Below are 13,186 nucleotides of genomic sequence, written 5' to 3' on the forward strand. Positions count from 1 at the left end.
CGCGGCCGCCTCGCGGCGGGCTTCAGTTCGACCAGCCGCCGTCGATCAGATGGATCGCGCCCGTCGTGAACGACGATTCGTCGGACGCGAGATATGCGACGAGCGCCGCGATTTCCTGCGGCTTGCCGATGCGCCCCATCGGCTGGCGCGCGACGAACGCCGCGCGCACCGCGTCGACCGATTCGCCGCGCGCGCGCGCCTGCTCGACGATGCGCGCATCGAGCGACGGCGATTCGACGGTGCCCGGGCAGATCGCATTGCAGCGAATCCCGTGCGTGACGAAATCGGCGGCGACCGACTTCGTCAGGCCGATCACGGCCGCCTTCGTCGCACCGTAGACGAACCGGTCCGGCACGCCCTTCACGCTCGACGCGGCGGACGCCATGTTGATGATCGAGCCGCGCTCGCGCGCGAGCATCGCGGGCAGGAACGCGCGGATCGTCCGGTACATCGACTTCACGTTCAGATCGAAGCCGAAGTCCCATTCGTCCTCGGTCGCGTCGAGCACCGAGCCCGCGTGGACGAAGCCCGCGCAGTTGAACAGCGCGTCGACGGGGCCGATCGCGTCGGCGAGCGCGCCGATCGCCGCGCCGTCGCGCACGTCGAGCACGCGCGCGTCGAACGGGCCGTCGCGCAACGCGTCGATGCGCAGATCCGTCGCGATCACGCGCGCGCCTTCGCGCGCGAGCCGCTCGGCCGCCGCGCGGCCGATGCCCTGCGCGGCGGCCGTGACGAGCGCCGTCTTGCCTGCCAGTCTGTCTCCCATGTTCAGCTCCCGGTGTAATGATTTCCGATGGATGAAACGTGTCGTCGGCGCGCCGTCTCGCCGGCCGCTCGCGTTCGCCGTTCACGGCCCGCGTGGCGCCGATTGCGAACGGCGCGCCGAAGCGCATCGCGTGTGCTCCGGATACGCGCGCCTTTCGCTCATGGCCGATAGAACGCGGCGGCGTTCGCGCCGAACACCGCATCGCACGCGCTTTCGCCGAAACGCGCGGCGGTCAGCGCGCGCGCGCATGCGTGCCAGCCCGCGTAGTCGCCGTTCAGGTTCAGCACCGGCCAGTCGCTGCCCCAGATCATCCGCGCCGCGCCGAACGCGTCGAACAGATGGCCGACATACGGCGCGATGGTTTCGGGACGCCAGCCATGCGCGGCCTCGGTCACGAGCCCGGACAGCTTGCAATGCACGTTCGGCAGCGCGGCGAGCGCCGCGATCCCGTCGGCCCACGGTTGCCATGCGGCGCGGCCTGCGCGGATCGGCGGCTTCGCGCCGTGATCGACGACGATGCGCAGCCGCGGGAAGCGGCGCGCGAACGTCGCGAGCGGCGCCAGATGCCGCGGCGTCACGAGCGCGTCGAACGCGAGGTCGAGCTCGACGAGCGCGTCGATCGCGGGCGCGAGCGCCGCGCTCGCGATCCATGCCGCGTCGGGCAAGTCCTGCAGCATCGGGCGCACCCCCTTGAGCGCCGGATCGCGCGCGAGCGCCGCGAGCGTGTCGCGCGCATCGGGCGCATCGAGCGGCACCCAGCCGACCACGCCCGCGATCGACGGATCGCGCCGCGCGAGGTCGAGCAGATAACGGGTCTCGTCGACGGTCGGCGCCGCCTGCACGGCGATCGTGCGGGCGACGCCCGCCGCCGCGCGCAGCGGCGCGAGATCGGCGGGACCGAACGGGCGATACAGCGGCGCGAGCGCGGGCGTGAGCCAGCCGTAGTCGCCGCGCGCGGGGTTCCAGTAATGCTGATGGGCGTCGATGATGTCGGTCACGTGCCGCTCCACCCGGCCGACGGCGTCGCCGCCGCGTCCGACGCCGCACCGATCGCGCCGCCGATCGCCTCGGCATCGGATCGCCGAGGCGCGGCCTCGCGCGCGCGCAGCGCGCAGCGCATGCCGCCTATGCCGCACATGCCGCGCGCATCGCGACGGCCGCGCGATCGCCAGCCCGCGCCGGCGCGGCACGCACGCATCGCCCATCGTCCGGCGACAACGCACCGCCTCACCGCCGCCGCCATCCGCCGCGCCGCCCCGCTCATGCCGGCCGCCGCGCGCGCAGCGGCCCCGCGACGGGCAGGCACGCGGGCCCGAGCGGCTCGAACGCCTTGTACGTCAGGATGAACTCCTGATGGCCGAGCGCCTCCGATTTCGACGTCGCGCCACTCGCAACCGCCAGCGTCTTCGCGAAAATCTCGCGCCCGACTTCGTCGAGCGTCGCGCGGCCTTCGAGGATGCGGCCTGCGTCGATGTCCATGTCGCCTTCGAGCTTGCGGTACGTCGCCGGGTTCGCGCACACCTTGACGACGGGCGCGAGCGCGGAGCCCACCACCGACCCCCGTCCCGTCGTGAACAGGATCACGTGCGCGCCGCATGCGATCAGCTCGGCGATCTCCGCGTTGTCGCTGATGTTCGGGAATCCGAAGCGCGGCTCGCCGTCCGGCACGACGTCGAGCAGATAGAGGCCCGGCGTCGGCGGCACGTCGCCCGGCTTCACGATGCCGACGATCGGCGACGCGCCGCTCTTCGCGTACGCGCCGAGCGATTTCTCCTCCTGCGTCGTGAGTCCGCCGTCCGCGTTGCCGACCGCGAAGCTGCCGTGCCCGAGGATCGAGTAATAGCGCTGCGCCTTCTGCACGCACGCGACGATCTCGCGGCCAAGCTCGGGCCGCGCGGCGCGGCTCTGCATGTGATATTCGCAGCCGACGAGCTCGCCCGTCTCCTCGAACAGGCACGCCGCGCCCTGCTCGACGAGCAGATCGAACGCGCGGCCGACGGCCGGATTCGCGGTGATGCCGCTCGTGCCGTCCGAGCCGCCGCAGATCGTGCCGACGATCAGCTCGTCGATGCCCATCGGCGCCTTGCGCTGCTTCGCGAGCGTCGCGCGAGCGCCGCGCACCCAGTCGACGCCCGCGCCGATCGTGCTCAACGTGCCGCCCGCGTCCTGGATCGTCAGCACGCCGGCCGGGCGGCCGCTCGCGCGCACCGCGCCGACGAGGTAGTGCTTGTTCATGCTCTCGCAGCCGAGCGACACGAACAGCACCGCGCCGACGTTCGGATGCGTCGCGAGCCGCTCGATCATCTTTTCCGCGTAGCCGTTCGGATAGCAGCCCGGAAAGCCGATCAGATGCACGCTCGGCTCGTCGGCCCCGGGCGCGGCGTCCCGGCCGAAGCGCAGCGGTGCGCGGAATTGCGCGACGATCTCGCGCGCGACGTGATGCGCGCACTCGACGAGATATGCGACCGCGACGACGTTGCGGATGCCCTTGCGCCCGTCGCCGCGCGGGTAGCCGGCGAGCACCGCGCGGCGCACGCCGTCGGGCGGCATGTGCCCGCCTTCGGCGGGAATCGCCGTGGAACCCGGCGTCGAAACTGTCATTGACATGAATGGTTCACCTGAATAAACGGTTGCGGCCGCGTCAACGCTCGACGAACGCGCGGCCCGAGTCGTGCGTGTACGTCGGCAGGTAATCGCTCACGAGGTTGTGCGTGTGCAGATGCTCGCCGCGCGCGACGTCGCGGATCACGTGGCCGATCGGCGCGCCGTAGCGCAGCACCTTGTCGCTCGCCGCGAGCGGCGCGCGCGCGATCTTGTGGCCGAGCTCGATCGTCTGCGCGAGCACGACGCACTCGCCGTCGATCGTCACGCGCTGCCCGGCGCACAGGCGCGTCGCCGCGATCAGGCAGTTGTCGCCGGGCGACAGCAGCAACAGCCGCGCATCGGTGGCGGGCGCACTCATGCCTGCCCCTCGCCGCCCGCGACGCGCGCGATCATCAGCGCGCCCAGGATGATCGCGCCGTAGATCGCCTGAATCCAGAACGACGGCACCTGCGCGAGCGTGAGCAGGTTCTGGACGACGCCGAGCAACAGCACGCCCGTCAGCGCGCCGAGCATCGTGCCCTTGCCGCCGTCGAGCGAGATCCCGCCAATCACCGCGGCCGCGAACACCGTGAAGATCATCCCGTTGCCCTGGTTCGCGTTGATCGCGCCGACGTAGCCCGTGACGACGAGGCCGCCGATCGACGCGAGCGTGCTGCCGAGCACGAACACGCCCCACGTGATCCGCTCGACGCGGATGCCCGCCGCGCGCGCGGCCTCGCCGTTGCCGCCGATCGCGTATAGCGCGCGGCCGAGCCGGTGGTAGCGCAGCATGAACGCCGCGCAGCCGAACACGGCCGCCGCGAGCCACACCGACAGCGGCAAGCCGAACACGATCGTCGTCGCGAGCGCGAAGAACGACGGCGGCATGTCGAACAGCGTGCCGCCCTTCGTCGCGCCGACGAGCATCCCGCGCAGCACGATCAGCATCGCGAGCGTGACGATGAACGCGTTCAGGCGCATGCGCACGACGAGAAAGCCGTTGACGAAGCCGATCAGCGCGCCGACCGCGACGATCGCGGCGAGCCCCGCCGCGGCGGGCCACTGCAGGCCGAAGCCCGCGGACGAGGCCGGCATCACGAGCATCGCGCCGACAGCGGGCGCGATGCCGACCGTCGATTCGAGCGACAGGTCGAACTTGCCCGTCAGCACGATCAGCGATTCGGCGAGCACGACGAGCGCGAGCGCCGCCGACGCGCCGAGCACGCTGATCAGGTTCGCCTTCGTGAGAAAGCTCGGGCTCACGAACGCGCCGATCGCCATCAGCAGCACGAGCGCGGGCAGCAGCGCGAGATCGCGCAGCCGCGCGATCTCGAACGGCTGGCGCGCGACGTCGCGCGCCGGCCCCGGCGGCAGCGCGGGACTCGTCAGACTAGACTTCATGAGCGTCGACTCCTTCGATGGATGCAATCAATTCGTTGTCCTGCCAGCCGGCCGGAAATTCGGCGACGATGCGCCCGCGAAACATCACGAGCACGCGGTCGCAGGTGCGCAGATCGTCGAGCTCGCCCGACGCGACGAGCACCGCCTTGCCGTCGTCGCGCACGCGCTCGACGACGGCGAGCAGCGCCTCCTTCGATTTCACGTCGACGCCCGCGGTCGGATCGATCAGCACGAGCACGCGCGGATCGTTCGCGAGCGCGCGCGCCATCACGACCTTCTGCTGATTGCCGCCCGACAGCCCCGATACCGGCTGCCGCGGCCCTTGCGCGACGATCCCCAGCGCGTCGATCATCCGCGCGCCGAACGCGTGCTTCTTCGCGGGCGGCGCGAGCCCGAAGCGCCCGAGCGCGCCCGCGATCGTCATCGACGCGTTCTCCGCCACCGATTCGCCGAGCACGAGCCCTTCGCGATGGCGGTCCTTCGGCACGCAGCCGACGCCGCGCGCGAGCGCGGCGCTCACGTCGCCGGGCGGCAGCGCGTCGCCGTCGATGCGAATCGCGCCCGCGCGCGGCGCGCGCAATCCGGCCACGGCCTCGGCGACGCTCGTGCGGCCGCTGCTCGTCGCGCCGGCGAGCCCCACGACCTCGCCGCGCCGCACGCTAAACGACACGCGCGCGTAATCGCCTCCCGCGAGGCCGTCCACTTCGAGCGCGCGCGGCGCATCGGCCGGCAGCGGCGGGCGGCGCGCCGCGTCGGCCACGGCGAGCCCGCCACGCTCGCCCGTCATCGCCTCGATCAGCGCGTCGCGCGGCAGCGCCGCCACGGGCGCGCTGACGATGCGCCGCGCATCGCGCAGCACCGTCACCGCCTGGCAGATGTCATACACCTCCTGCAGGTGATGCGAGATGAACAGGAACGTCACGCCGTCGCGCTGCAGCTCGCGAATTCGCGCGAACAACCGCTTGATCTCGTCGCCGTCGAGCTGCGCGGTCGGCTCGTCGAGGATGATGAAGCGCGCGCCGTACGACAGCGCCCGCGCGATCTCGACGAGCTGGCGCGCCTCGACGGTCAGGTCGCCCGCGCGCGTGCGCTCGCCGACGTCGATCCGCCAGTGATCGAGCAGCGCGCGCGCATCGCGCCGCAGCGCACGCCAGTCGATCGCACCGCGCCTCGTCGGCTGCCGGTTGATGAACAGGTTCTCCGCGACGGTGAGCTCGCGGATGATCGTCGAGTGCTGATAGACGCACGCGACGCGCGCGCGCCAGCCGTCGCGATCGGCGAGCGGCGGCGCATCCTCGCCGCCGAAGCGCACGACGCCCGCGTCCGGCTTGCGCAGCCCGGTGAGGATCGATACGAGCGTCGACTTGCCCGCGCCGTTGCGGCCGACGAGCGCGTGCGACTCGCCCGGCCGCACGCACAGGTCGACCTCCGCGAGCGCGACATGCGGGCCGAAGCGCTTCGTGACGGCGCGCGCCTCGACGACGGGCGCGCCGGCATCCGCGCCGACGGCGGCGATGATCGCGTTCATTTGATCGTGTTGCCCCACAGGCTCTTGTCGTCGACGTTCGCCTTCGTCACGAGCGGCGCCGGCAGTTGGTCCTCGAGAATGCCGGGCGCGCGCTGCACGATCACGCTGCCGTGATCGGTCGGCCCCGGCTTGAACGTCTGGCCGGCGAGCGCCGCCTTGATGTAGAAGAGCCCGTAGCGCGCGTACAGGTCGGCGGGCTGCGACACGGTCGCGTCGATATCGCCGCGGCGGATCGCTTCGTATTCCTGCGGGATGCCGTCGTTGCTCACGATCACCACGTGCTTCGCGCCGCCTGCCGGATACAGCATCTGCTTGCGGCGCAGCGTCTGCAGCGTCGGCGACAGATAGACGCCGCCCGCCTGCATGTAGATGCCCTTCACGTCCGGGTTCGCGGTCAGCAGGCTGTCGAGCGCGGTGGCCGCGACGTCGCCCTTCCACGCGGCCGGGATCTCGAGCACCTGCAGGTGCGGATAACCCTTCATGCACGCGCGGAACGCCTCGGAGCGATCGCGCCCGTTCACCGACGCGAGATCGCCCATGATCTGCACGACCTTGCCCTTTTGCACGTGCTCGCCGAGGTACTTGCACGCCTTCTCGCCGTACGCGCGATTATCGGCGCGCACGACCATCGCGACCTTGCCCTGCGTCGGCGCGACGTCGACGGCGACGACGGGCACGTTGCGCGCGGCCGCCGCGTCGAGCGCGCGGCCGATCGCCGCCGAATCGAGCGGCCCGACGACGATGCCCTTCGCGCCGAGATTCAACAGGTTGTTCATGTCCGTGATCTGCTGCGCGGGATCGCCATTCGAATTGACGGGCGCGAGCGCATCGATCTGCATGTCCTTCGCGTAATGCAGCAGATAGTTGTTGTACGACTGCCAGAACGGCGAAGTCAGCAAGGGCAGGTCGAGCCCGACCTTGCCCGTGTCCGCGCCCGCCGGCGCGGCGGCAAGCGCCCACGCCAGCGCGGCGCACCCGGCGAGTGCTCGCCCGCGATTGATCCACGTCATGCCTGCCTCCTGTTTCCTCTGATGTTTTTCGGCCCGCTACGCGGACCGTTGCCATATGTTTATTGGCGAAATTATTATTTATATACGGACTTTTTGAAGTCAAGGAGACCGTGGCGCAGAATGACTGCGTACTTTCCCTATCCTTGTTTCCATCCGACGCACCCGATCGACAACATGAACGCCAGGAAACCCCGACCGGCCGGCCCCGCCGACGAACCGCAGGATCTCGACGACGCGGATCGCTATCGCGCGCCGGCGCTCGACAAGGGGCTCGACATCCTCGAGCTGCTGTCCGAACGCAAGGACGGCTTGACGCGCACGGAAATCACGAAAGAGCTCGGCCGCAACGCGAGCGAGATCTACCGGATGCTGGAGCGGCTCGTCGCGCGCCAGTACGTGATCCGCTCGCCGGGCGGCGATCGTTATTCGCTGAGCCTGAAGCTGTATGCGCTCGCGCACCGGCACCCGCCGATGCACCGGCTGATCGCCGAGGCGCTGCCGCCGATGCAGCGCTTCGCGGACGCGGCCGAGCAGTCGTGCCACCTGTCCGTCTACGATCGGGGCAACCTGCTCGTGATCGCGCAGGTCGACGGGCCCGGCATCTGGGGGATGTCGGTGAAACTCGGCTCGCGCGTCGGGCTCGTCGACACCGCGTCGGGCCACGCGATGCTCGCGTTCCAGTCCGCCGAGCAACGCGCGCACATGCTCGCCGAGCATACGAAGGTGAAAGGCGAGCAGCCGCTCGCCGCGCGCAATCTCGACGCGCGCCTCGACGCGATCCGCGCGGCCGGGCACGTGCAGCAGGACAGCCGCCAGATGTTCGGCGTCACCGACGTCACGCATCCGATTCTCGGCCCGGCGGGCCACGCGATCGCCGTACTCACGTGCCCGTACATTCGCCGGATCGACGCATACGTCGCGCCGCCGCTCGACGCGGTCGTCGCGCTGCTGCACGACACGGCGGCGGGCTTGTCGATGGTCGGCGAGGCGGCCGTGTGACGATCGCGCCGGCGCGAGGCGAATCGCGAATCACGCGGCGCGTCTCGCGAACCAAGCGAGACGCGCGCAACGCGCGGCTTCGCCGGCCGCGCGTTGCGGCGAAGCCGCGCGTTCGGCCGGTCAAACCGCCGGCGGATCGCCGAGCCACCGCCGCGCGCCCGGGCCGCCGCGCGACGCGCGGTCGTCGGGATTCGTCAGCTTGCAGCGCTTGAGCGACAGGCATCCGCAGCCGATGCATTCGTCGAGATCGACGTAGAGCCGCTGCAATTCCTCGATCTTGTCCGCGACGCGCTTCTTCCACTCCCGCGACAGGCGCTGCCAGTCCCGGTTCGTCGGCAGCGTGTCGGCCGGCAGGCTCGCGAGTTGCACCGCGATCTCGTCGAGCGAATAGCCGATCCGCTGCGCGAACACGATGAACGCGATGCGGCGCAGCACCGAGCGCGGGTAGTAGCGATGGCTCGAGCCGCGCCGGTGCGACGCGATCAGCCCGCGCGACTCGTAGAACCGCAGCGCGGACGCGGCCACGCCGCTGCGCGCCGACACTTCGCCGATCGACAGCAGCGGGTCATTTTCACCACTTTTGCAACGCATTGCTTCGCCTCCGGAATCTCTACTTGAAGTTAACTTCAATTTGCAAGCTGTGCGGCCAAGTCTAATGCATGGCGAGGCAACATGCGCTTTCTCGCTCTACGCCGGGGGCCGTCCCGGCTCGCGGGCGGCGCGCTGCCGCTCGCGCTCGCCGGCTGCGGCTGCGGCAAAGGCAAAGGCAAAGGCAAAGGCGGCGATGCGGCGTCGGCCGCCCCGAAGGTCGGCGTGACGACGGTCGCGGCGCGCACGGTGCGCCTGGCCGACGTATTCAACGGCCGCCGTCGAAGCGGTCGATGCGGTCGAGCTGAAGCCGCGCGTGAGCGGCTACCTGCAGCGCGCCGCGTACGAGGAAGGCGATGCGCTCGCGCAAGGCGCGGTGCTGCTCGTCATCGATCCGCGCCCATACCGGATCGCGCTCGACAAGGCAAACGCGCAATTGCGGCGCGCCCGCGCGGCGGCGGGCCTCGCGCAGGCGCGGCTCGCGCGCGGGCGCGCGCGGACCTGCGCGCGGCCAAGGCCGCCGTCGCCGGAGCGTGCCGGCGCGTTGCGTCGACAAGCGGAAATCGGCGCGGCGGCCGGCCTCGCGAATCATCGGCGACCGCGCACGACGGCCGTTCGGCGCACGTCCCGCCGCCGGCTGCGAGACAGTTCACAAAAATTCATTTAGCCGTTAAAATTGCGCCCCTTGCCCAGGTGGCGAAATTGGTAGACGCACTATCTTGAGGGGGTAGCGCCGAAAGGCATGCGGGTTCAAATCCCGCCCTGGGCACCAAATACAGTTCCACGGAGTTCCTGGAACGTCCTGAAACCCGCGACAGCTCAAGGCTTCGCGGGTTTTTTGCTTTCATTGACCTGCCCGGACGACTGCCCGGGCGAGCGACGCCGCCCCCTGCACGCGGGCGGCATCGCCGCCATGTGCTCTGGGAAGGGTTGGTCCGGCGCAACCGCGCGCTTGGGACACCAACGCGTGGCGCGAACGTGAGCCGGCACGGGTTGGTCCCGGGCGTTCACGGCGCCGCTCGCGCTCGGGCCTGCTCGACGAGCAGATCGCGGAATATGCGTGCGCTCGGGCTGAGTGTTGCGCCCTTGTGCCAAATGATCGTGAGATCACGTTCGACGGTCATGTCCGTGACTCGCAACGGAACGAGGGCCCCCGCTTCCAGCTCCGCTTCAATCGTGAAGCGCGATACCCAAGCGATCGCATTGCCGCGCAGCAGCAGGCGGTTCATCGCTTCCGCACTACCAACCGACAGGCGCGGCGCAAACTCGAGCCCGTGCTCGGCGAACGCGGTCTCGACGGCGTTACGTGTTCCCGAGCCGGGTTCGCGGGACAGCACGTCGCAATCCGCAATATCCTGAACGCCTACCCTGTGCTTGCGCGCGAGCGGATGCGAAGACGCCGCGACGGCAAGCAGCGTATCCCGGCCGAACACCATCGAGTCGAACGCCGTGGTGTCATAGGCGCCCTCGACGAAGCCAAGCTGGCGTTCGTAAGTTAGCAGCGCGGCTTCGACAAGCTCCGTGTTCATTTCCGCGACGTCGATCGTCACGCCCGGATATCGATCGCAGAACACGTCAAGAACCGGCGGCAACAGGTAACTGCCGATCGTCCGGCTGGCGGCGAGTTTGAGGTTGCCCCGCACGAGCCCGGAAAATTCGTCGAGCGCGGCTTCGGCTTCGTCCGTCAGCGCGAATATGCGTTTCGCATAGCCGGCAAGCAGCCGGCCAGCCTCCGTCGGGCTCATGCCGCGCGGCCGCCGGTCGAACAACACGACCCCAAGCCGCTCCTCCAAATCGCGGATCTCGCGCGTCAGCGCGGGCTGACTGACGTGCAGGCGCGCCGACGCGCCAGTGACGCTACCGGCTTCGACCACGGCCAGAAAGGCAGAGAGATGCGTAAAGTTCATCGCGGCCCATCAATATAAAAAACATATGGATCACATAATCTTTATGTATTTTTAATATGTCAAGCCGAATTTTATTCTTGTCGACATCGGCAATCGATGGAGATCAAGATGGCCAGCTACGTTCCCGATACAGTCGCTTCACCCAGGCAGCCATTGGCTGACAAGGTCCGGCAGTTCACACCGAATTGGTTCGCGATGTCGATGGGCAACGGCATCGTTTCACTTGTCCTGGTTGCGTTGCCCGTTCGCTTCGCCGGCCAGCAGTCGATCGCCGCGACGCTCTGGAGCATCAACATCGTGCTCTACACGGTGTGTGTCGCGATGCTCCTGTTGCGTGTGTCGCGCCACCCGGAGACGATCCGGCCGATGCTGCATCATCCGTTGCAGTCGATGTTTCTCGGTGCGATTCCGATGGGGCTCGTGCCCATCATCAACGGTTGCGTGCTGTTCGCGGCGCCGCACGTCGGGCCGCTCGCGTATCAGGTCGCCTTCTATCTCTGGTGCTTCGATTCGCTGCTGGCGATCGCGATTGCAATCGGCGTGCCGTACCTGATGTTCGCCGAGCAGAACCATGCGTTCGAGCGCGTGAGCGCGGTGCTCCTGTTGCCGCTCGTCGCGCCGGAAGTGGCGGCGTCGAGCGCCGCCGTGATCGCGCCGTATCTGCCGATGCAGACCGCGCGCGCCGTCATCGGCATCGGCTATGCGCTTTGGGCGATTTCGCTGTCGCTTGCGTTTGCCGTCCTGACCATCGTCTTCTTCCGTCTTGTCATCCACAAGTTGCCGCATCGCGATCTCGCTCCGTCGAGCTGGCTGACGCTCGGGCCGATCGGAACCGGCGCGCTCGGGATTCTCGGCCTCGGTCGGGTTGCCGCGGATGCATTCCGGGACACCGCATTCGCGCAGCTTGGCGCAATGGCCAGCGAGCTGGGGTTGGCCTGCGCACTGCTGCTCTGGAGCGCGGGTGTCTGGTGGCTTGTGATTGCCGCGCTGTTCACGATGCGCTACCGCAAGGACGGAATGCAATTCAACCTTGGCTGGTGGGGCTTTACGTTTCCGCTTGGCGTCTATACCGCCGCGACGCTGGCGATTCATCGCGTGACCGGAATCGCCGCGTTCGGGGTCGCCGGAACGTTGCTCGCCGCGATGCTCGCCTGCTTCTGGGGCGTCGTGCTAACCAATACGTTGCGGCTGGTTTTGCAAGGTCGGTTGTTCCACGCGCCATGCCTCGAGACACGCGCCGCGGCCACCGCGTGATACGCCCGCATGCGACGGAACGGGCGGCTGCCGAACCGCCATGCGATGAATTCTTCCAGGAAAACGAGAGGTCGATATGAACACTGAAGCAAAGCGCATTGCCGTGTCGGGCGCGGCCGGACAGATTGCCTACTCTCTGCTGTTTCGAATCGCGCAGGGCGACCTGCTTGGAGAGGATCAGCCCGTGATCCTGCAACTGCTGGACCTGCCGCAAGCCTACGGCGCCGTCCAGGGTGTCGTGATGGAGCTTCAGGATTGCGCGTTTCCGTTGCTCAAGGAAATCCAGGTGGCCACCGATCCGCACGCGGCATTTCTCAACGCCGATTACGCCTTCCTGGTCGGCTCGAAGCCGCGCACGAAAGGAATGGAGCGGCGCGATCTGCTGGCGGAAAATGCCGCGATCTTCCGCACCCAGGGGCGCGCGCTCAACGAGGCCGCGAGCAGGGACGTAAAGGTGCTGGTCGTCGGCAATCCCGCGAACACCAACGCATCGATCCTGCGCCGATTCGCGCCCGATCTGCCGGACGACGCCATCTCGGCCATGATCCGCCTCGATCACAACCGCGCCGTGTCGATGCTGGCGCAGCGATGCAATGTCGATGTCGACTCGATCGCCGACATGGTCGTATGGGGAAATCACTCGCCCACGATGTTTCCCGACTATCGTCACGCGCGCATCGGGCGGCGTCTCGTGAAAGACCTGATCAACGATGAGAACTGGTACCGCGAGAGCTTCATCCCGAAGGTGGCGCAGCGCGGCACGGCGATCATCGAGGCGCGAGGCGCATCGTCGGCGGCTTCCGCCGCAAACGCCGCCATCGACCAGATGCGCGACTGGATTTTCGGAAGCGACGGGCGCTGGGTCTCGATGAGCGTGCCTTCGGACGGATCGTACGGCATTGCGCCGGGACTGATGTTCGGCGTTCCGGTGATTTGCGACGGTGGCCGATACGAGCGCGTGAAGGACATCGGAATCGATGCGTTCGCCAGACAGCGAATCGACCTGTCCGTTCGCGAGCTGCAGGAGGAGGCGGACGTGGTCAATCGCCTGTTTGCCGATCGCTGAGCCGGCACGCCTGCGCGACCAGCGTTTCGAAATCCTTCGGAAATGCGTGCGGGGCCGGTTCGCCCGGCGTCCGGCGGACGATCG

13 protein-coding genes and 1 tRNA gene are annotated in these 13,186 nt (G+C 68.8%); 5 read left to right on the forward strand and 9 right to left on the reverse strand.

Going from position 1 to position 13,186, the window contains the following annotated elements; all coding sequences use genetic code 11:
• Positions 1 to 22 precede the first annotated feature (22 nt).
• The 7 genes from BTH_RS08190 to BTH_RS08225 form a co-directional block, all read right to left on the reverse strand.
• Positions 23 to 766: an SDR family oxidoreductase gene (locus tag BTH_RS08190; RefSeq protein ID WP_009897514.1), complete on the reverse strand. Its 744-nt coding sequence runs from the start codon at positions 764 to 766 to the stop codon at positions 23 to 25.
• A gap of 158 nt (positions 767 to 924) precedes the next feature.
• Positions 925 to 1,764: an amidohydrolase family protein gene (locus tag BTH_RS08195; RefSeq protein ID WP_009897515.1), complete on the reverse strand. Its 840-nt coding sequence runs from the start codon at positions 1,762 to 1,764 to the stop codon at positions 925 to 927.
• A gap of 262 nt (positions 1,765 to 2,026) precedes the next feature.
• Complete coding sequence (locus BTH_RS08205) at positions 2,027 to 3,373, reverse strand: UxaA family hydrolase (RefSeq protein ID WP_009907795.1); 1,347 nt, start codon at positions 3,371 to 3,373, stop codon at positions 2,027 to 2,029.
• A 34-nt stretch (positions 3,374 to 3,407) separates the two neighbouring features.
• Complete coding sequence (locus tag BTH_RS08210) at positions 3,408 to 3,728, reverse strand: UxaA family hydrolase (RefSeq protein WP_009897519.1); 321 nt, start codon at positions 3,726 to 3,728, stop codon at positions 3,408 to 3,410.
• Positions 3,725 to 4,750, reverse strand: coding sequence for an ABC transporter permease (locus BTH_RS08215; RefSeq protein ID WP_009897520.1), 1,026 nt, complete (start codon positions 4,748 to 4,750; stop codon positions 3,725 to 3,727). The genes BTH_RS08210 and BTH_RS08215 overlap by 4 nt, the downstream gene beginning before the upstream one ends.
• Complete coding sequence (locus BTH_RS08220; protein ID WP_009897521.1) at positions 4,740 to 6,278, reverse strand: sugar ABC transporter ATP-binding protein; 1,539 nt, start codon at positions 6,276 to 6,278, stop codon at positions 4,740 to 4,742. The genes BTH_RS08215 and BTH_RS08220 overlap by 11 nt, the downstream gene beginning before the upstream one ends.
• Positions 6,275 to 7,288 (reverse strand): sugar ABC transporter substrate-binding protein, encoded by a 1,014-nt coding sequence (locus tag BTH_RS08225; RefSeq protein ID WP_009897522.1) that lies wholly within the window; start codon positions 7,286 to 7,288, stop codon positions 6,275 to 6,277. The genes BTH_RS08220 and BTH_RS08225 overlap by 4 nt, the downstream gene beginning before the upstream one ends.
• Before the next feature lie 174 nt (positions 7,289 to 7,462).
• Between BTH_RS08225 and BTH_RS08230 the strand changes: the two genes are divergently transcribed.
• Positions 7,463 to 8,287 carry an IclR family transcriptional regulator gene (locus BTH_RS08230; RefSeq protein WP_009897523.1) on the forward strand — a complete coding sequence of 275 codons (825 nt, stop codon included), beginning with the start codon at positions 7,463 to 7,465 and terminating at the stop codon, positions 8,285 to 8,287.
• A gap of 120 nt (positions 8,288 to 8,407) precedes the next feature.
• Here the strand turns inward: BTH_RS08230 and soxR are convergent, their stop codons facing one another.
• Positions 8,408 to 8,878 (reverse strand): redox-sensitive transcriptional activator SoxR, encoded by a 471-nt coding sequence (gene soxR / locus BTH_RS08235; RefSeq protein WP_009897525.1) that lies wholly within the window; start codon positions 8,876 to 8,878, stop codon positions 8,408 to 8,410.
• A gap of 313 nt (positions 8,879 to 9,191) precedes the next feature.
• Between soxR and BTH_RS35870 the strand changes: the two genes are divergently transcribed.
• The gene (locus BTH_RS35870) at positions 9,192 to 9,542 is read left to right on the forward strand and encodes a biotin/lipoyl-binding protein (protein ID WP_009897527.1); all 351 of its coding nucleotides are present in this window, start codon (positions 9,192 to 9,194) and stop codon (positions 9,540 to 9,542) included.
• A 20-nt stretch (positions 9,543 to 9,562) separates the two neighbouring features.
• Positions 9,563 to 9,647 (forward strand) — tRNA-Leu (locus BTH_RS08245).
• Between the two features lie 235 nt (positions 9,648 to 9,882).
• Here the strand turns inward: BTH_RS08245 and BTH_RS08250 are convergent.
• Positions 9,883 to 10,782, reverse strand: a complete 900-nt coding sequence (locus BTH_RS08250; RefSeq protein WP_009897529.1) for a LysR family transcriptional regulator — start codon at positions 10,780 to 10,782, stop codon at positions 9,883 to 9,885.
• A 108-nt stretch (positions 10,783 to 10,890) separates the two neighbouring features.
• On the opposite strand from BTH_RS08250, the gene BTH_RS08255 reads away from it, so the two are divergent.
• Both BTH_RS08255 and BTH_RS08260 read left to right on the forward strand, forming a co-directional pair.
• Positions 10,891 to 12,036, forward strand: a complete 1,146-nt coding sequence (locus BTH_RS08255) for a TDT family transporter (RefSeq protein ID WP_011401334.1) — start codon at positions 10,891 to 10,893, stop codon at positions 12,034 to 12,036.
• A gap of 76 nt (positions 12,037 to 12,112) precedes the next feature.
• Positions 12,113 to 13,102: a malate dehydrogenase gene (locus BTH_RS08260; protein ID WP_009897532.1), complete on the forward strand. Its 990-nt coding sequence runs from the start codon at positions 12,113 to 12,115 to the stop codon at positions 13,100 to 13,102.
• Positions 13,103 to 13,186: the final 84 nt, after the last annotated feature.

This window comes from Burkholderia thailandensis E264 (assembly GCF_000012365.1).
Taxonomy (GTDB): domain Bacteria; phylum Pseudomonadota; class Gammaproteobacteria; order Burkholderiales; family Burkholderiaceae; genus Burkholderia; species Burkholderia thailandensis.

Bases quoted from the DNA above. Each gene is read 5' to 3' on its own strand.
- BTH_RS08225 (WP_009897522.1), bottom strand. From the start codon at position 7,288: ATGACGTGGATCAATCGCGGGCGAGCACTCGCCGGGTGCGCCGCGCTG.
- BTH_RS08230 (WP_009897523.1), top strand. From the start codon at position 7,463: ATGAACGCCAGGAAACCCCGACCGGCCGGCCCCGCCGACGAACCGCAG.
- BTH_RS08190 (WP_009897514.1), bottom strand. From the start codon at position 766: ATGGGAGACAGACTGGCAGGCAAGACGGCGCTCGTCACGGCCGCCGCG.
- soxR (WP_009897525.1), bottom strand. From the start codon at position 8,878: ATGCGTTGCAAAAGTGGTGAAAATGACCCGCTGCTGTCGATCGGCGAA.
- BTH_RS08255 (WP_011401334.1), top strand. From the start codon at position 10,891: ATGGCCAGCTACGTTCCCGATACAGTCGCTTCACCCAGGCAGCCATTG.
- BTH_RS08250 (WP_009897529.1), bottom strand. From the start codon at position 10,782: ATGAACTTTACGCATCTCTCTGCCTTTCTGGCCGTGGTCGAAGCCGGT.
- BTH_RS08205 (WP_009907795.1), bottom strand. From the start codon at position 3,373: ATGTCAATGACAGTTTCGACGCCGGGTTCCACGGCGATTCCCGCCGAA.
- BTH_RS08220 (WP_009897521.1), bottom strand. From the start codon at position 6,278: ATGAACGCGATCATCGCCGCCGTCGGCGCGGATGCCGGCGCGCCCGTC.
- BTH_RS08215 (WP_009897520.1), bottom strand. From the start codon at position 4,750: ATGAAGTCTAGTCTGACGAGTCCCGCGCTGCCGCCGGGGCCGGCGCGC.
- BTH_RS08260 (WP_009897532.1), top strand. From the start codon at position 12,113: ATGAACACTGAAGCAAAGCGCATTGCCGTGTCGGGCGCGGCCGGACAG.
- BTH_RS08210 (WP_009897519.1), bottom strand. From the start codon at position 3,728: ATGAGTGCGCCCGCCACCGATGCGCGGCTGTTGCTGCTGTCGCCCGGC.